24 protein-coding genes are annotated in these 23,176 nt (G+C 73.0%); 5 read left to right on the top strand and 19 right to left on the bottom strand.

Annotation, left to right across the window (positions count from 1 at the left end):
* The first annotated feature begins 11 nt into the window (after positions 1 to 11).
* The 3 genes from ACYP53_RS15190 to ACYP53_RS15180 are packed head-to-tail and all read left to right on the top strand — an operon-like array spanning position 12 to position 2,151.
* Positions 12 to 776 carry a metal ABC transporter ATP-binding protein gene (locus ACYP53_RS15190; protein WP_189918017.1) on the top strand — a complete coding sequence of 255 codons (765 nt, stop codon included), beginning with the start codon at positions 12 to 14 and terminating at the stop codon, positions 774 to 776.
* Entirely contained in the window at positions 773 to 1,705 is a 933-nt protein-coding gene (locus ACYP53_RS15185) for a metal ABC transporter permease (protein ID WP_459647656.1), read from the top strand. Before ACYP53_RS15190 ends, ACYP53_RS15185 begins: the two co-directional genes overlap by 4 nt.
* A gap of 35 nt (positions 1,706 to 1,740) precedes the next feature.
* Positions 1,741 to 2,151 (top strand): Fur family transcriptional regulator, encoded by a 411-nt coding sequence (locus ACYP53_RS15180; protein ID WP_189918013.1) that lies wholly within the window; start codon positions 1,741 to 1,743, stop codon positions 2,149 to 2,151.
* Between the two features lie 79 nt (positions 2,152 to 2,230).
* Here ACYP53_RS15180 and ACYP53_RS15175 read toward each other — a convergent pair whose 3' ends face one another.
* From ACYP53_RS15175 to leuA, 4 genes are all read right to left on the bottom strand, one after another.
* Positions 2,231 to 3,064, bottom strand: coding sequence for an isoprenyl transferase (locus tag ACYP53_RS15175; RefSeq protein WP_189918011.1), 834 nt, complete (start codon positions 3,062 to 3,064; stop codon positions 2,231 to 2,233).
* 4 nt (positions 3,065 to 3,068) lie between these two features.
* Positions 3,069 to 3,815 (bottom strand): DNA repair protein RecO, encoded by a 747-nt coding sequence (gene recO / locus ACYP53_RS15170; protein WP_189918008.1) that lies wholly within the window; start codon positions 3,813 to 3,815, stop codon positions 3,069 to 3,071.
* 210 nt (positions 3,816 to 4,025) lie between these two features.
* Complete coding sequence (locus tag ACYP53_RS15165; RefSeq protein WP_189918006.1) at positions 4,026 to 4,691, bottom strand: TerB family tellurite resistance protein; 666 nt, start codon at positions 4,689 to 4,691, stop codon at positions 4,026 to 4,028.
* Positions 4,692 to 4,953: 262 nt separating this feature from the next.
* Positions 4,954 to 6,750, bottom strand: a complete 1,797-nt coding sequence (leuA, locus tag ACYP53_RS15160) for a 2-isopropylmalate synthase (protein WP_189918004.1) — start codon at positions 6,748 to 6,750, stop codon at positions 4,954 to 4,956.
* Positions 6,751 to 7,084: 334 nt separating this feature from the next.
* Between leuA and ACYP53_RS15155 the strand changes: the two genes are divergently transcribed.
* Positions 7,085 to 8,107, top strand: a complete 1,023-nt coding sequence (locus ACYP53_RS15155; RefSeq protein WP_459647655.1) for a M4 family metallopeptidase — start codon at positions 7,085 to 7,087, stop codon at positions 8,105 to 8,107.
* A gap of 146 nt (positions 8,108 to 8,253) precedes the next feature.
* Positions 8,254 to 8,520, top strand: coding sequence for a protealysin inhibitor emfourin (locus ACYP53_RS15150; protein WP_189918000.1), 267 nt, complete (start codon positions 8,254 to 8,256; stop codon positions 8,518 to 8,520).
* 103 nt (positions 8,521 to 8,623) lie between these two features.
* On the opposite strand, the gene era is transcribed toward ACYP53_RS15150, so the two are convergent.
* The 15 genes from era to hrcA form a co-directional block, all read right to left on the bottom strand.
* The gene (gene era / locus ACYP53_RS15145; protein ID WP_189917997.1) at positions 8,624 to 9,553 is read right to left on the bottom strand and encodes a GTPase Era; all 930 of its coding nucleotides are present in this window, start codon (positions 9,551 to 9,553) and stop codon (positions 8,624 to 8,626) included.
* A gap of 64 nt (positions 9,554 to 9,617) precedes the next feature.
* On the bottom strand, positions 9,618 to 9,779 hold the full coding sequence (locus ACYP53_RS15140; protein WP_189917995.1) for a hypothetical protein: 162 nt from the start codon (positions 9,777 to 9,779) through the stop codon (positions 9,618 to 9,620).
* A 135-nt stretch (positions 9,780 to 9,914) separates the two neighbouring features.
* Positions 9,915 to 10,268, bottom strand: a complete 354-nt coding sequence (locus tag ACYP53_RS15135) for a cytidine deaminase (RefSeq protein WP_189917993.1) — start codon at positions 10,266 to 10,268, stop codon at positions 9,915 to 9,917.
* A gap of 28 nt (positions 10,269 to 10,296) precedes the next feature.
* A complete protein-coding gene (locus tag ACYP53_RS15130; RefSeq protein ID WP_189917992.1) occupies positions 10,297 to 10,842 on the bottom strand; it encodes a DUF4383 domain-containing protein in 546 nt (181 codons plus the stop codon).
* A gap of 21 nt (positions 10,843 to 10,863) precedes the next feature.
* Positions 10,864 to 11,100, bottom strand: a complete 237-nt coding sequence (locus tag ACYP53_RS15125; protein ID WP_189917990.1) for a hypothetical protein — start codon at positions 11,098 to 11,100, stop codon at positions 10,864 to 10,866.
* A 33-nt stretch (positions 11,101 to 11,133) separates the two neighbouring features.
* Positions 11,134 to 12,459, bottom strand: coding sequence for a hemolysin family protein (locus tag ACYP53_RS15120; protein ID WP_189917987.1), 1,326 nt, complete (start codon positions 12,457 to 12,459; stop codon positions 11,134 to 11,136).
* Positions 12,460 to 12,478: 19 nt separating this feature from the next.
* Positions 12,479 to 12,973 carry an rRNA maturation RNase YbeY gene (ybeY, locus tag ACYP53_RS15115; RefSeq protein ID WP_189917985.1) on the bottom strand — a complete coding sequence of 165 codons (495 nt, stop codon included), beginning with the start codon at positions 12,971 to 12,973 and terminating at the stop codon, positions 12,479 to 12,481.
* 14 nt (positions 12,974 to 12,987) lie between these two features.
* Complete coding sequence (locus ACYP53_RS15110) at positions 12,988 to 14,013, bottom strand: PhoH family protein (RefSeq protein ID WP_229928748.1); 1,026 nt, start codon at positions 14,011 to 14,013, stop codon at positions 12,988 to 12,990.
* A gap of 325 nt (positions 14,014 to 14,338) precedes the next feature.
* On the bottom strand, positions 14,339 to 15,262 hold the full coding sequence (locus ACYP53_RS15105; protein WP_189917983.1) for a ribonuclease Z: 924 nt from the start codon (positions 15,260 to 15,262) through the stop codon (positions 14,339 to 14,341).
* A gap of 6 nt (positions 15,263 to 15,268) precedes the next feature.
* Positions 15,269 to 15,622, bottom strand: a complete 354-nt coding sequence (locus ACYP53_RS15100) for a histidine triad nucleotide-binding protein (RefSeq protein WP_189917981.1) — start codon at positions 15,620 to 15,622, stop codon at positions 15,269 to 15,271.
* Positions 15,623 to 15,674: 52 nt separating this feature from the next.
* A complete protein-coding gene (locus ACYP53_RS15095; RefSeq protein ID WP_189917979.1) occupies positions 15,675 to 16,391 on the bottom strand; it encodes an RDD family protein in 717 nt (238 codons plus the stop codon).
* Positions 16,392 to 16,531: 140 nt separating this feature from the next.
* The gene (locus tag ACYP53_RS15090) at positions 16,532 to 19,792 is read right to left on the bottom strand and encodes a S41 family peptidase (protein ID WP_459647654.1); all 3,261 of its coding nucleotides are present in this window, start codon (positions 19,790 to 19,792) and stop codon (positions 16,532 to 16,534) included.
* Between the two features lie 131 nt (positions 19,793 to 19,923).
* Positions 19,924 to 20,673, bottom strand: coding sequence for a 16S rRNA (uracil(1498)-N(3))-methyltransferase (locus ACYP53_RS15085; protein WP_189917977.1), 750 nt, complete (start codon positions 20,671 to 20,673; stop codon positions 19,924 to 19,926).
* Between the two features lie 103 nt (positions 20,674 to 20,776).
* Positions 20,777 to 21,916: a molecular chaperone DnaJ gene (dnaJ, locus tag ACYP53_RS15080; protein ID WP_189917975.1), complete on the bottom strand. Its 1,140-nt coding sequence runs from the start codon at positions 21,914 to 21,916 to the stop codon at positions 20,777 to 20,779.
* A gap of 71 nt (positions 21,917 to 21,987) precedes the next feature.
* Positions 21,988 to 23,022, bottom strand: a complete 1,035-nt coding sequence (hrcA, locus tag ACYP53_RS15075) for a heat-inducible transcriptional repressor HrcA (protein ID WP_189917973.1) — start codon at positions 23,020 to 23,022, stop codon at positions 21,988 to 21,990.
* Positions 23,023 to 23,176 lie beyond the last annotated feature (154 nt).

Below are 23,176 nucleotides of genomic sequence, written 5' to 3'. Positions count from 1 at the left end.
CGGGAAGCACCATGACGCACCCGATACCCCCGGCCGTCCGCCTCCGTGACGCCGTCGCCTCGCGCGGCGGCCGGCCGGTGCTGCGCGGCGTCGACCTCACCGTCCAGCCCGGCGAGGTCGTCGCCCTGCTGGGCGCCAACGGCTCCGGCAAGTCGACCACCGTCAAGACCGTGATCGGCTCCGTCCCGCTGGAGCACGGCACCCTGGAGCTGTTCGGCACCCCGTACGGCTCCTTCCGCGCCTGGCACCGCATCGGGTACGTCCCGCAGCGCACCACCGCCGCCTCCGGCGTCCCGGCCACCGTGCGCGAGGTGGTCTCCACCGGACGGCTGCCGCAGCACCGGCTGCTGCCGTTCCGCCGCAAGGACCGCGCCGCGGTGGACCGCGCGCTGGCCGCCGTCGGCATGCTGGAGCGGGCCGGGGACGGCGTCGCCGACCTGTCCGGCGGCCAGCAGCAGCGGGTGCTGATCGCCCGCGCCCTGGTCGGCTCCCCCGACCTGCTGATCATGGACGAGCCGATGGCCGGGGTGGACGCCGCCAGCCAGCAGGTGCTCGCCGACACCCTGCGCTCCGAGGTCGGCCGCGGCTCCGCCGTCCTCCTCGTCCTGCACGAACTCGGGCCGCTGGAGCCGCTGATCGACCGCACCGTCGTCCTGCGGGACGGCTGCGTCGCCCACGACGGCCCGCCCGTCCCCGAGACCGGCCTGCACGCGCTGCCCGGCCACGACCACGTCCACCCGCACGCCGACCTGACCCCGCCGAGGCTGCTCGCATGACCGAGATGCTGTCCTACGACTTCATGCAGCGCGCCCTGCTCGCCGCCGTCCTGGTCGGGATCACCGCCCCGGCCGTCGGCATCTACCTGGTGCAGCGCCGCCAGGCCCTGATGGGCGACGGCATGGGCCACGTCGCGATGACCGGCGTCGGCCTCGGCTTCATCTTCCAGACCAGCCCGGTCTGGATGGCCGTGCTGGTCTGCGTGCTCGGCGCCGTCACCATGGAGCTGGTCCGCTCGCGCGGCAACCAGCGCGGCGACATCGCCCTCGCGATGCTCTTCTACGGCGGCATGGCCTGCGGCAAGCTGCTCGTCTCGCTCTCCGCCGAGGCCGGCTCGGGCTCGCTGGAGAGCTACCTGTGGGGCTCGATCCTCACCGTCGCCCCCGCCGACCTGGCCGCGATCGCGGTGCTCGGCGCGGTCGTCATCGCGGTCACCGTCGGCCTGCGCCGCCAGCTCTTCGCGATCTGCCAGGACGAGGACTTCGCCCGGGTCACCGGACTGCCGGTGCGCACCCTCAACCTGCTGCTCGCCGTGATGGCCGCGGTCACCGTGACCGTCGCCATGCGGGTGGTCGGGCTGCTGCTGGTCAGCGCCCTGATGGTGGTCCCGGTGGTCGCCGCCCAGCAGCTCACCCGCTCCTTCGCCGCCACCCAGGCCGCCTCGATCGCGCTCGGCGTGGTCGTCTCGCTGGCCGGCGTCACCGGCTCCTACCACCTCGACGTGCCCTCCGGCCCGGCCATCGTGCTGCTCGCCATCGCGGTGTTCGCCGTGTTCAGCGCGCTCGCCGCACCGCTCGCCCGGCGCCGGCACCGCGGGAACACCGAGCACGGACCGAAGGTCTGCGACGGCCGACCGCCGGTCCAGGGGCCGGAGCGGACTTCCTCCGACACGACCACACCTGAGCGGCGGGCCGGGCTGGCACAATGATGTGCGAGACGCCCACGACCCCAGGAGGACCCACGGTGACCACCGCAGGCCCGTCGCCGCGCGCCCGCTCGACCCGGCAGCGTGCCGCCGTCTCGGCCGCCCTGGACGAGATCGCGGACTTCCGCAGCGCGCAGGAGCTCCACGACCTGCTCAAGCACCGCGGGGACTCCGTCGGTCTGACCACGGTGTACCGCACGCTGCAGTCGCTCGCGGACGCCGGTGAGGTGGACGTGCTGCGCACCGCCGACGGCGAGGCCGTCTACCGCCGGTGCAGCAGCGGGCACCACCACCACCTGGTCTGCCGGCACTGCGGCGCCACCGTCGAGGTGGAGGGCCCGGCGGTGGAGCGCTGGGCCAACTCGGTCGCCGCCGAGCACGGTTTCAGTGACATCGCGCACACGCTGGAGATCTTCGGCACCTGCGCGGAGTGCGCCAAGAAGGCCTGAGCCGGCCGGCCGCGAGGCGGCAACGGAAAGGACCCACCGGGATCTGCCCGGTGGGTCCTTCCGCGTCGCCGTACGGCCCTCAGCGCTGGGACGGCCGCGGGGCGGGCAGCTCGTTCGGGATCGCCCCGCCGAAGCGCCGGTCGCGCATCGCGTACTGCTCGCAGGCGCGCCACAGGTCGCGGCGGTCGAAGTCCGGCCAGAGCACGTCCTGGAACACGAACTCGGCGTAAGCCGACTGCCAGGGCAGGAAGTTGGAGGTGCGCTGCTCGCCGCTGGGGCGCAGGAAGAGGTCCACGTCCGGCATGTCCGGGTGGTACATGTACTTGGCGAGGGTCTTCTCGTTGACCTTCTTCGGGTCCAGCTTCCCGGCGGCGACGTCACGGGCGATCCCCTGCGCCGCGTCCGCCAGTTCGGCCCGGCCGCCGTAGTTGACGCACATGTAGAGCGTGACGGCGTCGTTCTCCTTGGTGTGCTGCTCGGCGACCTGCAGCTCCTGGACGACGCTCTTCCACAGCTTGGGCATCCGGCCGGCCCAGCGGATCCGCACGCCCATCGCGCCCATCTCCTCGCGGCGGCGGGCGATGACGTCCCGGTTGAAGTTCATCAGGAACTTCACCTCGTCGGGCGAGCGCTTCCAGTTCTCGGTCGAGAAGGCGTACAGCGAGATGTTCTTGACCCCGAGCTCGATGGCGCCCGCGAGGACGTCCAGCACCACCGACTCGCCGACCTTGTGGCCCTCGGTGCGGGGCAGCCCGCGCTCCTTGGCCCAGCGGCCGTTGCCGTCCATCACGATGGCGACGTGGCCGGGGACCAGCTCGCCGGGGATCTTCGGGGGCTGTGCACCGCTGGGGTGCGGGGTCGGGGGCGCGTACGCCCGCTGCTTGCCGCCGCCGAAGAGCCGTCGCGCTGCCATGTGCTCACTTCTCCACGTATCTCATCGAGCGGATGCCCCGCTCCAGGTGCCACTGCAGATAGGCCGCGACCAGGCCGCTGCCCTCCCGCCAGTACCGGGGCTCGCAGGCGTCGGCCGTCCGCCAGTCCCCTGACAGCAGCGCCCCGAGCAGTACCAGTGTCTCAGGGGAGGGTACGGCACATCCGGGCACTCGGCAGTCCGGGCAGAGGACCCCGCCCGCCGGGAGCGAGAAGAAACGGTTCGGCCCCTCCAGGCCGCACTTGGCGCAGTCGGTGAAGCTCGCGCCGTACCCGTTCACCGCGAGCGAGCGCAGCAGGAAGGCGTCGAGCACCAGGTGCGATTCGTGCACCCCCGCCGCCAGCGTCCGCAGCCCGCCCACCAGCAGCAGGTACTGCTGGACGGCGGGCTCGCCCTCGTTCTCGGCGAAGCGCTCGGCCGTCTCCAGCATCGCGGTGCCGGCGGTGTAGCGGCCGTAGTCGGTGACGATCGAACCGCCGTACGGCGCGATGGTCTCCACCTGGGTGCAGAGCGGCAACCCGCGGCCGATCAACTCACTCCCCCGGCTGAAGAACTGCACGTCCACGTGCGAGAAGGGCTCCAGGCGGGCACCGAACTTGGACTTGGTCTTCCGCACCCCGCGCGCCACCGCCCGCACCTTGCCGTGCTGGCGGGTCAGCAGGGTGATGATCCGATCGGCCTCGCCGAGCTTCTGCGCCCGCAACACGACGCCGTCGTCCCGGAAAAGACTCATGCGGTCCATTGTCCCCCAGCCGCGGACCGCGACGGACAGCCGTGTTGCCCGCACCGGGGCCGTGGGGGGCCACCGCGGTGCGGGTCACGGCGGGCCCGGAGTGTGGGGTTCGGGGCCCGTTCTGTGGGGGATTCCGGAGATGGTCCACGGGAGGCGCGGGTGGCGCAGGGCGCACGAGGCGCCGGTGACATGACGGCCGACGGGACGGGCCTACTGGTACGGCGTCCTGGTCGCCGCCTCCAGCAGCGCCCCGACCCGGGTCTGCGGCAGGTCCAGGCAGCGCCCGACCGCGGCCAGCGCCTCGCGCTCCTGCGGCAGGTAGCGCCCGTCGGCCAGGGCGATCGAGGCGCCCTGCAGCAGCAGCCGTTCGCGGCCCTGGTGGGCGAGGTGCGGGGTGAGCGGTTCGAGCACCGCGTGCAGTTCCACGGCCAGGCCGCCGGCCATCCCGTGGGCGTCGTAGAGCTCGCCGCCGAGCCCGGAGAGGGCGGCGAGCGCGGCCAGCACCTGGGCCTCGCCGCAGTCCTCGAACCCGGCGTCGCGCACGGCCGCGCAGGCCGCGTCGCGGGCCGCCCGGTGGGCGGTGCCGCCGGCCGCGAGCAGGGCCAGCGCGATGGTGTACTGGGCGTCCCGCAGCATCCCGCCGAGGCGGACGCAGGTCGGCTGTTCGAGGCTCTCGACGCCGTACCGGCCGTGGCAGCTGGTGCACTGCACGCTGCCGATCACCGGTCCGAGCGGGAGCACCGGGGTCCCCAGCAACCGCAGCCACCGCCGGCCGTGCTGCCGGCGGTAGTTGCGGTCCCCGCCGCAGCCCGGGCAGAAGAAGTCACCGAGAACGTCAGTCCGCCACCGCGGGCGAACACCCCACAACCTGGTCACGGCGCCACTCCCCAGACATGGCAGGCGGCCTGCTCGACGATGGGCAGGTCACGCGACCGGACACCGGGCCGTCCCACCGACCCGGCCTGCCGGTGGATCGATGTTGCCACGGTTACCGGCACGTGTCAGCACCTCGAACGGCTTCCGATCCCAAAAAATGTGGCGCAGGACACAGCGGCCCCGGCAGTGCCCCGCAGGGGGCCCGCAGGCACGGCGAAGGGCCGCCCCGCAGGACGGCCCCGCCGCGTGCCACTCGTACGAACTACCCGCGCTGCGACCGGTTGACGGCGCTGATCATCGCCTTCAGCGAGGCCAGCACGGTGTTGCCGTCGATGCCCACGCCCCACAGCACCTGGCCGTCCACCGCGCACTCGACGTACGCGGCGGCCTGGGCGTCGCCGCCCTCGCTCAGCGCGTGCTCGGCGTAGTCCAGGACGCGGACGTCGAAGCCGATCCGGGCCAGCGCGTCCGCGAAGGCCGAGACCGGGCCGTTGCCGGTACCGCTCAGCGCCACCGGCACGCCGTCCACCACGGCCTCGGCGGTCAGCGCGTCCCGGCCGTCCTCGGTGGTCAGGGTGCGCGAGCCGGTCAGCGCCAGCCGGCCCCACGGGTTGCCGGTGGTCGGCAGGTACTCGTCCTCGAAGACCCGCCAGATCTCGGCCGGGGTGACCTCGCCGCCCTCGGCGTCGGTCTTGGCCTGGATGATCCGGGAGAACTCGATCTGCATCCGGCGCGGCAGGTCCAGCTTGTGGTCGTTCTTCAGGACATACGCGACGCCGCCCTTGCCGGACTGGCTGTTGACCCGGATGACCGCCTCGTAGGTGCGGCCGACGTCCTTCGGGTCGATCGGCAGGTACGGCACGCCCCAGGTGTGCTCCTCCACCGGTACTCCGGCCGCCTTCGCGTCCGCCTCCAGGGCGTCGAAGCCCTTCTTGATGGCGTCCTGGTGCGAGCCGGAGAAGGAGGTGTACACCAGGTCGCCGGCGTACGGGTGGCGCGGGTGCACCTCCATCTGGTTGCAGTACTCGGCGGTGCGGCGCACCTCGTCGATGTCGGAGAAGTCGATCTGCGGGTCGATGCCCTGCGAGAACAGGTTCATCCCCAGCGTCACCAGGTCGACGTTGCCGGTGCGCTCGCCCTGCCCGAACAGACAGCCCTCGATGCGGTCGGCGCCCGCCATGTAGGCCAGTTCGGCGGAGGCGACGGCGGTGCCGCGGTCGTTGTGCGGGTGCACCGACAGGCAGACGAACTCGCGGCGCGACAGGTTGCGCGACATCCACTCGAACTGGTCGGCCTGGACGTTCGGGGTGGCCCGCTCGATGGTGGCCGGCAGGTTCAGGATGATCTCGCGGCCCTCGCCCGGCTGCCAGACGTCCATGACCGCCTCGCAGACCTCCAGCGCGAAGTCCAGCTCGGTGTCGACGAAGATCTCCGGCGAGTACTGGTAGCCGAAGACGGTGTCCTCGCCCAGCAGCTTCTCGGCGTACTCCATCACCAGCCGGGTGCCCTCGGTGGCGATCGCCTTGGTGGCCGCCCGGTCGTTGCGGAACACCACCCGGCGGAACAGCGGCGCGGTCGCGTTGTACAGGTGGACGGTCGCGCGCGGAGCGCCGACCAGCGACTCGACGGTCTTCTCGATCAGCTCCTCGCGGGCCTGCGTCAGCACCGAGATGGTGACGTCCTCGGGGATCGCCCCCTCCTCGATCAGCGACCGCACGAAGGCGTGGTCGGTGGCGCCGGAGGACGGGAAGCCGACCTCGATCTCCTTGTAGCCCATGGCGACCAGCAGGTCGAACATCTTGCGCTTGCGGGCCGGGGACATCGGGTCGATCAGCGCCTGGTTGCCGTCCCGCAGGTCGGTCGAGAGCCAGCGCGGCGCCTTGCTGATCACGGTGTTCGGCCAGGTGCGGTCCGGCAGCTCCACGGCGCCGAACGGCAGGTAGCGCCCGTACCGCATGCCGGAGGGCTGCTGGCGCACGGAAGCGGCGGTGATCGGGGTGGGACGGTCGACGAAGGCGCGACCGGCGGGGATGGACGCGGCGGAGGTCTGCTCGGTCATGGAGGTGACTCTCGGCTTCCTGTGGATGCTTAGGTAGCGGGCGTCGGGAGGGGTGAACACCGACTGGCCGGCCTCTGCTGCCGCTCGCGACCCGCCGTTGGATCGCCGAATCCGCGCACAGCTCGTTCCCCGCGGCGAGGGAGCCGGCCCCTGTGGACTACAGGCCCTCGACGCGGCAGCTAAGAAGAAGCAGCCCGTTGCGCATGATGGAACCCAGCGTAACCCAGCACCGCGCGCCCCCGAAGTGATCCGGGCTTCCGTTCCACCCCTTGAGACGCCACCCGGTCATGACAAGGGGGTGACATCCGGTCACCGAAGCCTCACCCTGGGCGACATGACTGCAGCTGTTCCGATCTGCGCGATCGTCCCGCCGTACGTCCTCGACCGCCTCGCCGAGGCCGGTCACGAAGCCGCCGTCCACTCCCTCGCGCCGGACGCCGCGCACCGCGCGGCCCGACTCTCCCCGCCCCCGCCCACCGGTGGCGCCCCGGGCCTCAACCGGGTGATCTCCGACGCCGACCACAGCCAGCGGCTGCCCGGCCGCACCGTGCGCACCGAAGGCCGGGCGGCGGTCTCCGACGCCTCCGTCAACCACGCCTACGACGGCCTCGGCGCCACCTTCGCGCTCTACGCCGACGCCTTCGGCCGGCACTCGATCGACGACCACGACCTGCGGCTGGACGCCACCGTCCACTACGGCCGCAAGTACGACAACGCCTTCTGGAACGGCCACCAGATGGTCTTCGGCGACGGCGACGGCGAGATCTTCGGCGACTTCACCGCCTGCATCGACGTCATCGGCCACGAACTCACCCACGGCGTCACGCAGTTCACCGCCGGGCTGGACTACCAGGACCAGCCCGGCGCGCTCAACGAGTCGGTCTCCGACGTCTTCGGCTCGCTGGTCAAGCAGTACGCGCTGCACCAGGGCGCCGCCGACGCCGACTGGCTGATCGGCGCCGGACTGCTCGCCCCCGGCATCCAGGGCGTGGCCCTGCGCTCGATGAAGGCCCCCGGCACCGCCTACGACGACCCCCGGCTCGGCAAGGACCCGCAGCCCGCGCACATGCGGGACTACGTGCACACCGCCGAGGACAACGGCGGCGTGCACATCAACTCCGGCATCCCCAACCACGCGTTCTACCTGCTGGCCACCGCCCTCGGCGGCTCGGCCTGGGAGCGCGCCGGGCGGATCTGGTACGACGCGCTGACCGGGCGCACGCTGCCCGCCGACGCCGACTTCACCGCCTTCGCCCGGGCCACCGTGGCCGCCGCCAAGGCCCGCTACCCCGGCCGGTCCTCGATCGCGGACACCGTCACCGCCTCCTGGGCGCAGGTCGGGATCAGCCCGGGGTGACCGCCGCACGACCCGCTGCTGCAGCACGCCCTACGGCGGGCCCGCCGTAGCGCCCGACGGCGGTTGAGACCGGGTTGAGACGGGCTTAAGGTCACGGTCCGGGAAAAGTCCGGCGAATCCCATCCCTGCGTAGCACCATGGACACCATGCGTATCCAGGTGACCCGGACCGGCGGCTTCGCGGGAATCGTCCGCCACGCGGAACTCGACACCGCCGAGCGCACGGACGCCCCCCACGTCCACGCACTCGCCCGCGAGGCCGTCGCGGGCGGGCTGCGCGCCCCGTCGTACGGGGTGCCGGACGGCTTCCACTACGAGATCACCGTCGACGGCCGGACGGTCTACTGCGCCGACCCGAAGCTCACCGACTCCCAGCGGGAGCTGGTGTCCCTGGTGCTGCGCGAAGGCGCGTAGCGCGGGCCCGGGGCCGGAGCCGGGAAAGGGCGAGAGCCCGGCCGGACGGGGTGCGTCCGGCCGGGCCCTCGATCGGGTGAACTCCCCCGCGGGGAGCCCTCGCTCAGAATCCGAGCTTGCGCAGCTGCTTGGGGTCGCGCTGCCAGTCCTTGGCCACCTTGACGTGCAGGTCGAGGAAGACCGGGGTGCCGAGCAGGGCCTCGATGTGCTTGCGGGCGGTGGTGCCGACGTGCTTGAGCCGCGCGCCCTTGGCGCCGATCACGATCGCCTTCTGGCTCTGCCGCTCGATGTACACGTTGGCGTGGATGTCCAGCAGCGGGCGGTCCGCCGGGCGGCCCTCGCGCGGGAGCATCTCCTCGACCACGACGGCCAGCGAGTGCGGCAGCTCGTCGCGCACGCCCTCCAGTGCGGCCTCGCGGATCAGCTCGGCGACCATGATCTGCTCGGGCTCGTCGGTGAGGTCGCCGTCCGGGTAGAGCTGGCCGCCCTCGGGCAGCAGCTTGGTGAGCAGGTCGGCGACCAGCTCGACCTGCTTGTCGCCGACCGCGGAGACCGGGATGATCTCGTCCCACTCGAAGCCCAGCTCGACGCCGAGCTGGTGGATGGCGATGAGCTGCTCGGCCAGGCGCTTGGAGTCGACCAGGTCGGTCTTGGTGACGATGGCGACCTTCGGGGTCTTCTTGATCCCGGCGATCTCCTTGGCGATGAACTTGTCGCCGGGGCCGATCTTCTGGTCGGCGGGCAGGCAGAAACCGATCACGTCGACCTCGGCCCAGGTGGTGCGGACCAGGTCGTTGAGGCGCTCGCCGAGCAGCGTGCGCGGCTTGTGCAGGCCGGGGGTGTCGACCAGGACCAGCTGGGCGTCCGGGCGGTGCACGATGCCGCGGACGGTGTGCCGGGTGGTCTGCGGGCGGTCGGAGGTGATCGCGACCTTCGTCCCCACCAGGGCGTTGGTCAGGGTCGACTTGCCCGCGTTGGGCCGGCCGACGAAGCACGCGAACCCGGAGCGGTACGAGGAGGAAGGGGCATTCATGGGCTCCATTCTCCCTGATCACCGGAGCCCCGCCGTCCCGGGTCGCCCGAGGGGGCGCCGGGGCCTACTTCCCGCCCTTGCCGTTCGTGGGGATCAGCGAGACCACCACCAGGACCAGCAGGAAGCCGAGCGAGCCGAACAGCCAGACCTGCGACCCGGTCTCCTGCCACTTGCCGAGCCCCATCACGAACAGCAGCAGCCCGGCGAAGAACGCCACCGCCCCCATGCCCCAGCCCCCTCACCGAGTCCACTCCCCCGGTGAGATTATCCGTTGAGCCGATCGGGGCAAGACGCCGGGCCGCCAACCGTACGAGGCCCCCACGAGGCCCCTCAGCGGGCCTCAACGGGCCTCAGCGGGGCCTCAGCGCGCCTCCGCGGCCACCCGCAGCGCCCCGTCCGGACCGGCCAGCAGCACCGGCGTCCCGGCCCCGCCCAGGTCCCGCACGGCCGCCAGGTCCGCCTCGGCCGGCTGCTCCGCCTCGCTCACCACGGCCGCCGCCTCCAGCGACCTGGCGCCGCTGGCCACCGCCATCGCCACCGCCGTCTGCAGCGCGCTCAGCCGCAGCGACTCCAGCGCGACCGTCCCCGCCACGTAGGTGCGGCCGGTCTCGTCACGCACCGCGGCCCCCTCGGCGACGCCGTTGCGGGCGCGGGCCGAGCGGGCCAGGGTGATGATCTTCTTGTCCTCGGGGTCGAGCTCGACGATGTCACTCATGCCGCCGAGCATAGGCACCCCTTCCCCCTCAGTGGCCGACCGGGTGGGTGCGGCCCGGGTTCGGGTTGAGGACCTTGACGAAGGTCTTCGGCCCGGACGGCAACGGCTCCTCCCGCTCGGCGCGCTCCCGCCAGAACGGGTTGTCGTGCGGCAGGTGGCCGCTCACCCGGCCGTACATCCCGAAGGTCGTCAGGACGACCCCGAAAATGAACGCGAACAGCACGTTCGACATCCGGAAGTTGAGGATGTTGGCGTCCGGCCGCCCGAGCACCGTCAGGCCGTAGAAACCGGACACGACGAACAGGACGCCCACCGCCATGTTGAGGTTGGACGCGAAGTTCCCGCCGATCACCGCCCCGACCACCAGGCCCGCGCCCACCACGATGGACAGGATGCTCAGCGCGCCGTTGGTCGACAGCCCCGCGACCCGGTCACCGTGGGTGGACAGGAAGCCGGAGTGGTCGGCCAGCCCCAGGCACCCGAACACGATCAGGAAGATCCCCCCGAGCCCCGCCCCGATCCGCCACACCACGGCGAGCCGGTTGTCGACGGGCAGTTCGTCTTGCAGCTTCATGGCGACCTCCAAGGCCACGCCCTAGCTGTACGGATGGCTCCCCTGCATGTGCGGCGTCTCGTGCATGTACAGCGAGCCGCACTGCTGGCAGCACCGCAACCCGGTGCCCCATTCCTGCTCGGGCCGCGTCTCGGCCTCGTCGGACATCGTGCGCCCGCAGAGCGCCACCGACAGGTCCTCGTCCCGCACCACGTGCCAGGACTTGGCTCCGCCGGCCGCCCCTTGCGGGCCGTACTCCGCGCGAAGTTTGTGCGTCATGCCCTCCATGGTCGCTCGGCGACCGCCCACCCGCTACTCGCCCGCCGGGCCGGCCGGTTCGTCGCCCGCGCGGACCGGGGCGGCGACCATGGAGCCGATCCGGTTGCGGCGGCCCGCCGAGGACTCGGCGGTCAGCAGGATGCCGGTCAGGCCGTCGTCGGCCGGCTCCGGGAGGGGGATCTCGCAGGCGGAGCCGGGGATCGGCACCCGGCCGAGGTGCTTGGCCAGCAGGCCGCCGACGGTCTCGACGTCCTCGTCCTCCAGCTCGATGCCGAACAGCTCGCCCAGGTCCTCGACCAGCAGCCGGGCGGTGATCCGGTACGAGCCGTCGCCGAGGTCCTCGACCGGCGCGATCTCCCGGTCGTACTCGTCGGTGATCTCGCCGACGATCTCCTCCAGGACGTCCTCGATGGTGACCAGGCCGGCCGTGCCGCCGTACTCGTCGATCACGATCGCCACGTGCGAGCGGCGCTGCTGCATCTCGCGCAGCAGGTCGCCGGCCGGCTTGGAGTCGGGGACGAAGACGGCCGGGCGCATCACCGCGCCGACCTCCTCGGCCTCGGCCTCCCGGTTGATGTGGGTGCGCCGCACCAGGTCCTTGAGGTAGACGATGCCGACGACGTCGTCCTCGTTGTCGCCGACCACCGGGATGCGGGAGAAGCCCGAGCGCAGCGCCAGGGTGAGCGCCTGCCGGACGGTCTTGTGCCGCTCGATCATCACCAGGTCGGTGCGCGGCACCATCACCTCGCGCACGATGGTGTCGCCCAGTTCGAAGACCGAGTGCACCATCCGGCGCTCCTCGTCCTCGATCAGGTCGTCCTTCTCGGCGAGGTCCACCAGCGCCCGCAGCTCCGCCTCGGAGGCGAACGGCCCCTCCCGGTAGCCCTTGCCCGGGGTCAGGGCGTTGCCGAGCAGGATCAGCAGCCGCGGGATCGGCCCGAGCACGGCGGCCAGCGGCAGCAGCACGAAGGAGGCCGCGGTCGCCGTGGTGAGCGGGTGCTGGCGCCCGATCGTGCGCGGCGAGACCCCCACCGCGACGAAGGACACCAGCACCATCACGCCGAACGCCAGCAGGACGGCCTGCCAGGTCGGCGTCACGTTGCGCACGCACACCACGGTGACCAGGACGGCCGCGGCCATCTCGCTGGCCACCCGGATCAGGGTGGCCAGGTTGAGGTAGCGGATCGGGTCGGAGGCGAGGGTCAGCAGCCGGGCGGAGCCCCGCCGGCCGACCCGCACGGCCTCCTCCGCCCGGAACCGGGAGACCCGGGAGATGCCCGCCTCGGCGCACGCGGCCAGCCAGCCGAGCACGACGAGCAGCACGGCACCCAGGATGAAGCTCGTACTCTCACCACTCACAGGGGTTCGGGCTCCGCGCTCAGTGGGTGGTGGGGGCCGGGGAGATGCCGCCGAGGCCGCGGCCCGCCCGCCAGTCGTCCAGGATGCGCTTCTGGAGGGCGAACATCTCCTCCTCCTCGTCCGGCTCCTCGTGGTCGTACCCGAGGACGTGCAGCACGCCGTGCACGGTGAGCAGCTGGAGCTCCTCGTCCATGGAGTGCTTGGAGGGGGCGGCCTTGCCCTGCTGCTCGGCGACCTCGGGGCAGAGCACGATGTCGCCGAGCAGGCCCTGCGGGAGCTCCTCGCCCTCCTTGCCGGGACGCAGCTCGTCCATCGGGAAGGACATCACGTCCGTGGGCCCGGGGAGGTCCATCCACTGGATGTGCAGCTCCTCCATCGCCGCACCGTCCACCAGGATCACGGACAGTTCGGACTGCGGGTGGATCCGCATCTTGTCCAGGGCGAAGCGGGCGACGTCGAGGATGGCTTCCTCATCGGCGTCCCAACCGGACTCGTTGGCGATGTCGATCGACATGACGGGCTGTGTGCTCAGCTTTCGGTGCGATGGGACTGTCGGGGTGCGCGGGGCGTGGTCGTCTTGCCCGGGCGCCGCTGGGCGGGCTTGCGGGCGGCCGGGGAGGTCTCCTCGGCCTCCTGACGGGCGTCCCAGCGCTCGTAGGCGTCCACGATCCGGCCGACCAGCTTGTGGCGGACCACGTCGGTGCTGGTGAGGACGGAGAAGTGGATGTCGGGCACGTCGGCCAGGATCTCCTGGACGACCTTGAGGCCGCTCCTGGTGCCGCCCGGGAGGTCGATCTGGCTGGTGTCGCCGGTGACGACCACCCGGGAGTTGAACCCGAGGCGGGTGAGGAACATCTTCATCTGCTCGGGCGAGGTGTTCTGGGCCTCGTCCAGGATGATGAAGGCGTCGTTGAGGGTGCGGCCGCGCATGTACGCGAGCGGCGCGACCTCGATGGTGCCGGCCGCCATCAGGCGCGGGATGGAGTCCGGGTCCATCATGTCGTGCAGCGCGTCGTACAGCGGGCGCAGGTAGGGGTCGATCTTCTCGTAGAGGGTGCCGGGCAGGAAGCCCAGCCGCTCCCCCGCCTCGACCGCCGGGCGGGTCAGGATGATCCGGTTGACCTCCTTGGCCTGCAGGGCCTGGACGGCCTTGGCCATCGCCAGGTAGGTCTTGCCGGTGCCCGCCGGGCCGAGGCCGAAGACGATCGTGTGCTTGTCGATCGCGTCGACGTAGCGCTGCTGGTTGAGGGTCTTGGGGCGGATCGTGCGGCCGCGGTTGGACAGGATGTTCGCGGTGAACACCTCGGACGGCGCCGGGCTGTCCGGGTCCTGGCTGCGGAGCATGGCGATGGAGCGCTCCACGGAGTCCTCCGTCAGGGGCTGGCCGGTGCGCAGCACCAGCATCATCTCGTTGAAGAGCTTCTTGACGAGGGCGACCTCGGCCCGCTCCCCGGTGGCGGTCACCTCGTTGCCGCGGACGTGGATGTCGGCGGCGGGGAAGCCCTGCTCGATCACGCGCAGCAGCGAGTCCGCCGTGCCGAGCAGGGTGACCATCGGGTGCTTCTCGGGGATGACGATCCGGGCGCTGACGCGGCCGTCGTCGGCCGGTTCGGGGCGCGACTGTCCGTTCGTACGGGTCTGCGATGTGTCACTCATAGGTCGGCGCTGGGGCCTGCCTCATCCCATCCGTGGTCTCGTGTGCCGCTCGGTCTCTCCGGGGCACCAGGGTACGCCGCGAGCGTGATCGCCGCGGCGGGCGGCGGGGCCGCACCCGTCGATGCTGCGGCAGTTCGGGGGACGGCGCGAGCCCTTTTTCCACCGGGTCCCCGGTAGGGGCGGTTCACGGGCGGCTCCACGGGCCGCGCCACGGCCGGCGGCCTCACGGCTGGCGGCGGGCGGGGACCGGCACCCGGACGAGGTCGGTGGCCAGCACCAGCTCCCCGTCGAAGTGCTTGCGGGCGTCGGCCAGGTGCTGGCCGAGGTCCGGGTAGCGCTGGGAGAAGTGGGTCAGCACCAGGGTGCGCGCGCCGGCCTCGGCGGCGACCTTGGCGGCCTGGCCGGCGGTGAGGTGGCCGTGCTCCTCGGCGAGGCGGCCGTCGGCGTCGGTGAAGGTGGCCTCGACGACCAGCAGGTCGGTGTCCTCGGCGAGCGCGTGCACGCCCTCGCAGAGCCGGGTGTCCATCACGAAGGCGAACTTCTGGCCCGGCCGGGGCTCGCTGACCTCGTCCAGGGTGACCCGGCGGCCGTCCACCTCGACCGCGCCGTCGTGCTGCAGCCGGCCCACCGCCGGGCCCGCGACGCCCAGCGCGGCGAGCCGCTCGGGCACCAGCCGGCGGCCGTCCGGCTCGGACAGCCGGTAGCCGAAGGACTCCACGGGGTGGTCCAGCCGGACGGCGTCCAGCGCGAAGCGGGCGCCGGGCGCGGGCAGCGGGCCCGGCTCGTCGATCGGCCGGGGCCGCAGCACCGCGGTCTCGTGGTACGCGGTGGCGTGCCGCAGCCGCTCGAAGTAGACGTCGCCGGAGGCCGGGAAGTAGACGTCCACCGGATGCGGGACCCGGTCCAGGTTGATCCGCTGGATCACCCCCGCGAGGCCCAGGCAGTGGTCACCGTGGAAGTGGGTGACCGCGATCCGGGTGATCTGGGTGGCCGTGACCCCGGCGTGCAGCATCTGCCGCTGGGTGCCCTCGCCGGGGTCGAACAGCAGGCCCTCGCCGTCCCAGCGCAGCAGGTAGCCGTTGTGGTTGCGGTGCCGGGTGGGCACCTGGCTGGCGGTGCCGAGGACGACGAGCTCGCGCTGGGACACCTGGGATCAGACCATGCTCTCGGTCATGCGGGTGCCGCCGAGCACGTGGACGTGCGCGTGGAAGACGGTCTGCCCGGCGCCCGCACCGGTGTTGAAGATCAGCCGGTAGTCCGCGATGCCCTCGTCCTCGGCCACCCGGCCCGCCTCGGCGAGCAGTTCGCCGGCGATCTCCGGCTCGGCGGCGGCCAGCGCGGCCGCGTTCGGGTAGTGGACGTGCGGGATCACCAGGACGTGCACCGGGGCCTTGGGGGCGATGTCGCGGAAGGCGAGGACGCGCTCGGTCTTGCGCACCACCGTCGCCGGGATCTCTCCCGCCACGATCTTGCAGAACAGGCAGTCGGTCTGCGGCTCGCCGGCCATCGGCTACTCCTCGGGATCGGTACGTCGGGTGATGGGGCCGTACGGGCGCAGCCTAGCCGAGCCCGGCCACGGCCTGCTGGTACTCCTGGAGGTGCTTCCAGCGCACCGCGCGCATGCCGACGATGTCACCGTCCTCGGTGTCGAAGTCCTCGGTGAGGAAGGCGACCGCGAGGATGACGAACCCGAGCAGCCAGCGCCTGGTGAGCCGCCAGGTGTTCGGCCGCATCACCCGCTTGCGGCGCACCACCCGCATCGCCAGGATCCCCTTGCCGACGCTGAAACCGGTGAGCCGGGCCAGCACCACCTGGTTGAGGAAGGACACGGCGAGGCCGACGACCACCAGCGCCACGAAGTACGGCACCGCCGGGCCGCCGCTGTGCACGGTGTGGCCGGCCACCTGCCGGACCTTCGGGCGGCTGGCGGCGTTGGCGGCGACGAAGCCGAGGCCGACGGCGAAGAAGAAGTCGAGCACGATCGCCAGGAAGCGCCGGCTGCCGGCCGCCTCCTTGGGGCACGGCGGCAGCGCGGCGGCACGCTGCGGCTGCGGCTGGTACGGCTGCTGCGGGTGCGGCTGCTGCGGGTAGGGGTTCGGGTACGCCTGCGGCTGGCCGTACTGCTGCGGCGGCGGCTGCTGCGCGTACCCCTGCGGCTGGCCGTACCCCTGCGGCGGGTACGGCTGCGGTTGCTGCTGGTGGGGCGGGTAGGCCTGCGGTTGCTGTGGTGCGTAAGGGTTCTGGCCGTACTGCGGTGGCGGGTAGCCCTGCGCCATGGTGGTTCCCCCGTGAGCTGTGGATCAAGAAACAGCCCCGCATCCTACCCAGGCCCCCCGACACGGGAAGTCGGCCCGTCCGACTTCCCGTGCTGCCACTCGCCCGCTCGCCTCCGGGCCGAAGGGGCGGGACACTCCCCCTACGGCCGCCAGGGCATCGGCGGGGCCGTGCGGGCCGGGCTGTCGGCGAGGGCGGCGAGGGCGATCCGGACGCCTTCGGCCAGTTGCGGGTCCTCGCCGGCCGCCCAGTGGTGCGGGGCGATCGGCACCTCGACGTCCGGGTCGACGCCGTGGTTCTCCACCCCCCAGCCGTAGTTCTCCAGCCAGAAGGCGTACTTGGGCTGGGTGACCAGGGTGCCGTCGACCAGCCGGTAGCGGCTGTCGATGCCGATCACCCCGCCCCAGGTGCGGGTGCCGACCACCGGGCCGATCCCCAGCGCCTGGATGGCGCCGTTGACGATGTCGCCGTCCGAGCCGGAGTCCTGGTCGGCGAGCGCGACGACCGGCCCGCGCGGGGCGTCGGCGGGGTAGGGCACCGCGCTGTCGGTGTCCCGGCTGACGTTCCAGCCGACGATCCGGCGGGCGAGCTTCTCGATCACCAGTTGCGAGGTGTGGCCGCCGCGGTTCTCCCGGATGTCGACGATCACGCCCTCCTTGGCCATCTCGGAGCGCAGGTCGCGGTGGATCTGGGCCCAGCCGGTGGTCTGCATGTCGGGGACGTGCAGGTAGCCGAGGCGCCCGTCGGACAGTTCGCGGACCGCGGCCCGCCGCCCCGCCACCCAGTCGTGGTAGCGCAGCGCCTCGTCGTCGGCGAGCGGGACGACCACCGGGTGGCGCCGGTCGGTGCCGTCCTTGCCGGTCACGGTCAGCTCGACCGGCTGCCCGGCGGTGCCGGCCAGCAGCGGCGCCGGGCCGGTGACCGGGTCCACCGGGCGGCCGTTGACCGCGAGGACGGCGTCGCCCGGGCGGATCGCGGCGCCGGGCGCGGCCAGCGGCGAGCGGGCCCGCGGGTCGGAGGACTCGCCGGGCAGGATCCGGGCGATCCGCCACTGCCCGCCGTCCTTGACGAGGTCCGCGCCGAGCAGGCCCTGGCGCCGGGCGGGCTCGGTGTGCGGGCCGTACGGGACGACGTAGGCGTGCGAGGTGCCGAGTTCGCCGTGCACCTCCCACAGCAGGTCGATCAGGTCGTCGTGCGAGCCGACCCGCTCCACCAGCGGCCGGTAGCGCTCCAGGACCCCGGCCCAGTCGACGCCGGCCAGGTCGGGGCGCCAGTAGTTGTCGCGCATCAGCCGGCCGTTCTCGGCGTACATCTGCCGCCACTCGGCGGCCGGGTCGACGGTGACCCGCAGCCGGTCGAGGTCGACGGCGGTCTCGTCGTCCTCGCCGCCCGCCTTGTGGTCGGCCGGGACGATCCGCAGCTCGCCCCCGTCCAGCACGGCGACCCGGCCGCCGTCCCCGCTGACCGCGAAACCGTCGACGTCGTGCACCAGTTGCTCGACCCGGCGCTTCTTCAGGTCGAAGCGCTCCAGCACCGGCCGGGGCCGCTCGTCCTCCAACGAGGCCGCCTCGTCGCCGAGTTCGCCGAGCAGCGGGGCCCTGGTCCAGAGCAGGCCGTCCTTGGCGGCCCGCAGGGTGCCGAACAGCCCGCCCTCGACCGGGAACGGGACGATCCGGTCGGCGATGCCGTCCAGGTCCACCCTGGTCACCGGCGCGCCGTCGGTGCCGCCCTCCTCGCCGTCCGCCTTCTTGGCCCGCGGCTCGTCCTCCTCCCCGCCGAGCGGGCGCCCGGCGCGGTGCGGCCCGAACGGGGACGGGGTGTCGGCGGCCAGCGTGATCAGGTACGGGCGGCAGCCGTTGGGGAAGGACAGGTCGAAGACGTGCGAGTCGTAGACCGGGTCGAAGTTGCGCACCGACAGGAACGCCAGGTAGCGGCCGTCCGCGGTGAAGGCCGGCGAGGTGTCGATGAAGCGCTGCTGAGTGGCCTCGCTCACGGTGCGGGTGGCCAGGTTGGCCAGCACGATCTGGCGCAGCGAGTACGGGCCCAGCCCCGGCACCGGCCGCGACCAGGCCAGCCAGGCCGAGTCCGGGCTGAACACCAGCCCGCTGACCTCGCCGTCGGTGCTGCGGTCCAGCTCGTGCACGGTGCCGTCGGAGAGCGACACCAGCAGCACCCGGCCGTCGTGCACGCCGAGCGCGGCCTGCTTGCCGTCCGGGGAGACGGTGAGCACGTTGACCCGGCCGAGCTGCCCGGCGGCCAGCCGGCGGCGCTCGGCGCCGTGCACGGCGGGCGCGAACTCCAGGGCGTCCTCGCCCTCCGCGTCGGACACCCAGAGCACGCCCTGGGCGCCGTCCTCGCCCGGCACCACCCGGGCCAGGCGCCCGCGCACGCCCGGGGTCTCGTCCAGCACCCGGGCCGGGCCCTCGCGGTGGGTCAGCCAGTGGACACTGCCGCGCACCACGACGGCGCTGGCCCGGCCGGTGCGGTCGGGGGCGACCGTCTCCAGCCAGTGCGCGGCGTGCACCGGGCGGGGGCGGCGGCCGCTGCGCGGGCCGGCCAGCCGGACGTCCAGCGGGCGCGGCTCGGCGCCGGCCAGGTCGTCCAGCAGCCAGAGGTCACCGGCCCGGTGGAACACCACCCGGGTGCCGTCGGTGGCGGCGTTGCGGGCGTAGAAGCCGTCCCGGCCGGTGGTGTGGCGGCGCAGGTCGGAGCCGTCCGGGAGGCTGGACCACAGCTCGCCGACGCCCTCGTGGTCGGACAGGAAGCCGATCCGCCCGCCCGGGGCGCCGTCCGGGCCCGCCACCCACAGCGGCGAGGACAGCTGGCCGTCCAGCTCCTGGTGGATCCGGGCGAACTCCTCCCGGCCCAGCCACAGCTTCCCGGCCCGGCCGCCCCGGTACCGCTTCCACCAGGCCGGTTCGCGGATCGCGGCGCTGGCCAGCAGCACCCGGTCCCCGCCCGGCTCGAAGGCGATCCCGCCGACCGGCCCGTACGGCAGCCGCACCGGCTCGCCGCCGTCCAGCGGCAGGGCGTGCGCCCAGGTGCGGCGCAGGGTGGCCTGGCCGGCGGTGGTGGTGGCGATCGGGCGGCCGTCGGCCGTCCAGCCCTGCACCCGGGTCTGGCCGCTGCCCCAGTGGGTGAGCCGGCGGGACGGACCGCCGTCCACCGGCACCACGTGCACCTCGGGCGCGCCGTCCCGGGTGGAGGTGAAGGCGATGTGCCGCCCGTCCGGGGAGAACCGGGGGTCGTGGACCGGCCGGTGGTCGGCCGTCAGCCGCCACGCCCGGCCGCCGTCCAGCGGGGCGAGCCAGAGGTCGTTCTCGGCGACGAAGGCGACCAGGTCGCCGTGCAGGTGGGGGTGGCGCAGGTAGGCGCCCGCGGAGGTGCTCAGGGAGTCCGTCACGCGGCCAGCGTAAGCACGTACGCGGAGGAGCCGCCGGGCTTTTCGGCAGAGTCGGGCCCCTCGGACGAGCCCGGCTGGACCCCGGCGCGCGGCCGTAGTAGGCGCACCCCCCACGGCCTCCCTCCTCCGCGCTACGCCCAGCGGCCGGTGCGCCCCAGCAGCAGCGCCCCGGCGGCCACCCCGGCCGTGGAGGTGCGCAGCACCGAGGGGCCCAGCCGGTACGGCGCGGCGCCGGCCTGTGCGAAGGCGGCCAGCTCCTCCGGGGAGACCCCGCCCTCCGGGCCGACCACCAGCACCAGGTCCCCGTCGGCGGGCAGCGCGGCGTGCGCCAGCGGCTCGGAGCCCTCCTCGTGCAGCACGGCGGCGAACGCGGCCTGGGCCAGGACCGGCGCCAGCTGCTTGGTGGTCATCGGGTCGCGCACCTCGGGGAAGCGCAGCCGGCGGGACTGCTTGCCCGCCTCCCGGGCGGTGGCCCGCCACTTGGCGAGCGCCTTGGCGCCCCGCTCGCCCTTCCACTGGGTGATGCAGCGGGAGGCCGACCACGGGATCACCACGTCCACGCCGACCTCGGTCATGGTCTCCACGGCCAGCTCGCCGCGGTCGCCCTTGGGCAGCGCCTGGACGACGACGATCCGCGGCGCGGGCAGCGGCTCGCGCCGCACCGCGGTGACGGCCACGTCGATCGCGTCCTTGCCGTGCACCCCGGCGACGGTCCCGTCCACGCCGAGCCCCAGCCCGTCGGCCAGGGTCACCGCCTCGCCGGCCTCCAGCCGCTTCACGGCGGCGGCGTGCCGCCCCTCCGGGCCGTCCAGGCGCACCACGGTGCCGGGCTCGGCGGCGGCGATCCGCTCGGTGTCGACGACGAAGACGGGCGCGGTCATGCGGGGGAACCTTTCCGGAGTGGGCCCGGCGGCCGCCGGGGCCGCGGGGGAGAAACGCGAGAGGGGTGCCGGGGGTCGGCCCCCGGCACCCCTCCGCGGCCGGCTACCGGCCGTTGAAGGCGTCCTTCAGGCGGGAGAACAGGCCCTGCTGGCCCGGCGCGAACTGGCCGGACGGCTGCTCCTCGCCGCGCAGCACCGCGAGGCGGCGCAGCAGCTCCTCCTGCTCGGAGTCGAGCTTGGTGGGCGTCTTCACCTCGACGTGCACTATCAGGTCGCCCCGGCCGCCCCCGCGCAGGTGGGTGATGCCCCGGCCGTGCAGCGGGATCGACTGGCCGGACTGGGTGCCGGGCCGGATGTCGACCTCCTCCAGGCCGTCCAGGGTCTGCAGCGGCACCCGGGTGCCGAGCGAGGCCGCCGTCATCGGGATGGTGACGGTGCAGTGCAGGTCGTCCCCGCGCCGCTGGAAGATGGTGTGGGTGGTCTCGGCGATCTCGACGTACAGGTCGCCGGCCGGGCCGCCGCCGGGGCCGACCTCGCCCTCGCCGGCCAGCTGGATCCGGGTGCCGTTGTCGACACCGGCCGGGATCTTGACCGTCAGGGTGCGACGGGCGCGGACCCGGCCGTCGCCGGCGCACTCCGGGCACGGGGTCGGCACGACGGTGCCGAAGCCCTGGCACTGCGGGCAGGGGCGGGAGGTCATGACCTGGCCCAGGAAGGACCGGGTGACCTGGGAGACCTCGCCCTTGCCGCGACACATGTCGCAGGTCTGCGCGGAGGTGCCGGGGGCCGCGCCCTCGCCGCTGCACGTGGTGCAGGTGACGGCGGTGTCGACCTGGAGCTCCTTGGTGGTGCCGAACGCGGCCTCCTCCAGGGTGATCTCCAGCCGGATCATGGCGTCCTGGCCGCGGCGGGTGCGCGAGCGCGGGCCCCGCTGGCCGGCCGCGGCGCCGAAGAAGGCGTCCATGATGTCGGAGAAGCCGAAGCCCGCGGCGCCCGCGCCGAAGCCGCCCGCACCGCCGCCGCTCGGGGACAGCGGGTCCCCGCCGAGGTCGTAGACCTGGCGCTTCTGCGGATCGGAGAGCACCTCGTAGGCGGCGTTGATCTCCTTGAACCGCTCCTGCGTCTTCGGGTCCGGGTTGACGTCCGGGTGCAGTTCGCGTGCCAGGCGCCGGAACGCCTTCTTGATCTCGTCCTGCCCCGCATCCCGTCGGACGCCGAGTACCGCGTAGTAGTCCGTGGCCACCAAATGCTCCGCTTGTTCCGCCTGTAGTAGTGCTGCGACTGGACGCCGTCAGTTTGCCCGACGGCTGTTTGCTACGACTCGGCCAGGATCTGACCCACGTACCGCGCCACCGCCCGCACCGCCCCCATTGTGCCCGGGTAGTCCATCCGGGTCGGACCGATCACACCCAGTTTGGCCACGCTCTCGTCGCCCGAACCGTAACCGACGGACACCACCGAAGTGGAAATCAGCCCTTCGTAGGCGTTCTCACGCCCGATCCGGACCGTCATCCCCGCGTCGTTGGTCTCACCCAGGAGGCGGAGCAGGATGACCTGCTCCTCCAGGGCCTCCAGCACCGGCTGGATGGTGAGCGGGAAGTCGTGGCCGAGGCGGGTCAGGTTGGCCGTGCCGGCCAGCATGATCCGCTCCTCGTTCTGTTCCGCGAGGGTCTCGAACAGCGTCGCCAGGACCGTGCTGACGGTCGGCCGGTCGGCCTGGTCGAACGCCGCCGGGAGCTCCTCCAGGAGCCCCGGGACCTCCGGGAGGCGGCGGCCGGCCGCCCTGGTGTTGAGCGCGGTCCGCAGGTCCGCCAGGACCGTCTCGCCGACCGGGCCCGGGCAGTCGACCATCCGCTGCTCGACCCGGCCGGTGTTGGTGATCAGCACCAGCATCACCTTCGCCGGGGCCAGCGCCACCAGCTCGATGTGCCGCACCGTGGAGCGCGTCAGGGACGGGTACTGCACCACCGCGACCTGCCGGGTCAGCTGGGCGAGCAGCCGCACGGTGCGCGCGACCACGTCGTCCAGGTCGACCGCGCCGTCCAGGAAGTGCCGGATGGCCCGGCGCTCCGGGGCGCTCATCGGCTTGATCTCGGCGAGCTTGTCGACGAAGAGGCGGTACCCCTTGTCGGTCGGGATCCGGCCGGCGCTGGTGTGCGGCTGGTGGATGTAGCCCTCCTCCTCCAGCGCCGCCATGTCGTTGCGGACGGTCGCCGGCGAGACCCCGAGGTTGTGCCGCTCCACGAGCGCCTTGGAACCGACCGGCTCCTCGGTGCCCACGTAGTCCTGCACGATCGCGCGGAGCACGGCGAGCTTGCGGTCGTCCAGCTGGCGGACCTCACCGGCCATGGGGCACGCACCTCCGTCTTCGCACGTTGTCCGTCTGTGTCCCTGTGTGTCACTGGGTTACTGCTGCGGGCCGCTCCGGGAGACCCCGCCCTTGGCACTCTGAACACGCGAGTGCCAAAACCGTATCTGCCAGTGTAAGGCCCGGGTCCTACGG

It is taken from the genome of Kitasatospora sp. Ki12, assembly GCF_054601375.1.
Note: the sequence above shows the minus strand (reverse complement) of the source record. Positions and strands in the feature narration are given on the sequence as shown.

Excerpts from the sequence above, each read along its gene's own strand:
- ACYP53_RS15150 (WP_189918000.1), top strand. The coding sequence starts at position 8,254 with ATGCGTATCCAGGTGACCCGGACCGGCGGCTTCGCGGGAATCGTCCGC.
- ACYP53_RS15155 (WP_459647655.1), top strand. The coding sequence starts at position 7,085 with ATGACTGCAGCTGTTCCGATCTGCGCGATCGTCCCGCCGTACGTCCTC.
- ACYP53_RS15110 (WP_229928748.1), bottom strand. The coding sequence starts at position 14,013 with ATGGTCACCCTGCTCGGCACGGCGGACTCGCTGCTGCGCGTGATCGAG.
- ACYP53_RS15190 (WP_189918017.1), top strand. The coding sequence starts at position 12 with ATGACGCACCCGATACCCCCGGCCGTCCGCCTCCGTGACGCCGTCGCC.
- ACYP53_RS15185 (WP_459647656.1), top strand. The coding sequence starts at position 773 with ATGACCGAGATGCTGTCCTACGACTTCATGCAGCGCGCCCTGCTCGCC.
- recO (WP_189918008.1), bottom strand. The coding sequence starts at position 3,815 with ATGAGTCTTTTCCGGGACGACGGCGTCGTGTTGCGGGCGCAGAAGCTC.
- ACYP53_RS15095 (WP_189917979.1), bottom strand. The coding sequence starts at position 16,391 with ATGGCGCAGGGCTACCCGCCACCGCAGTACGGCCAGAACCCTTACGCA.
- hrcA (WP_189917973.1), bottom strand. The coding sequence starts at position 23,022 with ATGGCCGGTGAGGTCCGCCAGCTGGACGACCGCAAGCTCGCCGTGCTC.
- ybeY (WP_189917985.1), bottom strand. The coding sequence starts at position 12,973 with ATGTCGATCGACATCGCCAACGAGTCCGGTTGGGACGCCGATGAGGAA.
- ACYP53_RS15085 (WP_189917977.1), bottom strand. The coding sequence starts at position 20,673 with ATGACCGCGCCCGTCTTCGTCGTCGACACCGAGCGGATCGCCGCCGCC.
- era (WP_189917997.1), bottom strand. The coding sequence starts at position 9,553 with ATGAATGCCCCTTCCTCCTCGTACCGCTCCGGGTTCGCGTGCTTCGTC.
- ACYP53_RS15130 (WP_189917992.1), bottom strand. The coding sequence starts at position 10,842 with ATGAAGCTGCAAGACGAACTGCCCGTCGACAACCGGCTCGCCGTGGTG.
- ACYP53_RS15135 (WP_189917993.1), bottom strand. The coding sequence starts at position 10,268 with ATGAGTGACATCGTCGAGCTCGACCCCGAGGACAAGAAGATCATCACC.
- ACYP53_RS15100 (WP_189917981.1), bottom strand. The coding sequence starts at position 15,622 with ATGGCCGGCGAGCCGCAGACCGACTGCCTGTTCTGCAAGATCGTGGCG.
- ACYP53_RS15175 (WP_189918011.1), bottom strand. The coding sequence starts at position 3,064 with ATGGCAGCGCGACGGCTCTTCGGCGGCGGCAAGCAGCGGGCGTACGCG.
- leuA (WP_189918004.1), bottom strand. The coding sequence starts at position 6,750 with ATGACCGAGCAGACCTCCGCCGCGTCCATCCCCGCCGGTCGCGCCTTC.
- ACYP53_RS15140 (WP_189917995.1), bottom strand. The coding sequence starts at position 9,779 with ATGGGGGCGGTGGCGTTCTTCGCCGGGCTGCTGCTGTTCGTGATGGGG.
- ACYP53_RS15125 (WP_189917990.1), bottom strand. The coding sequence starts at position 11,100 with ATGACGCACAAACTTCGCGCGGAGTACGGCCCGCAAGGGGCGGCCGGC.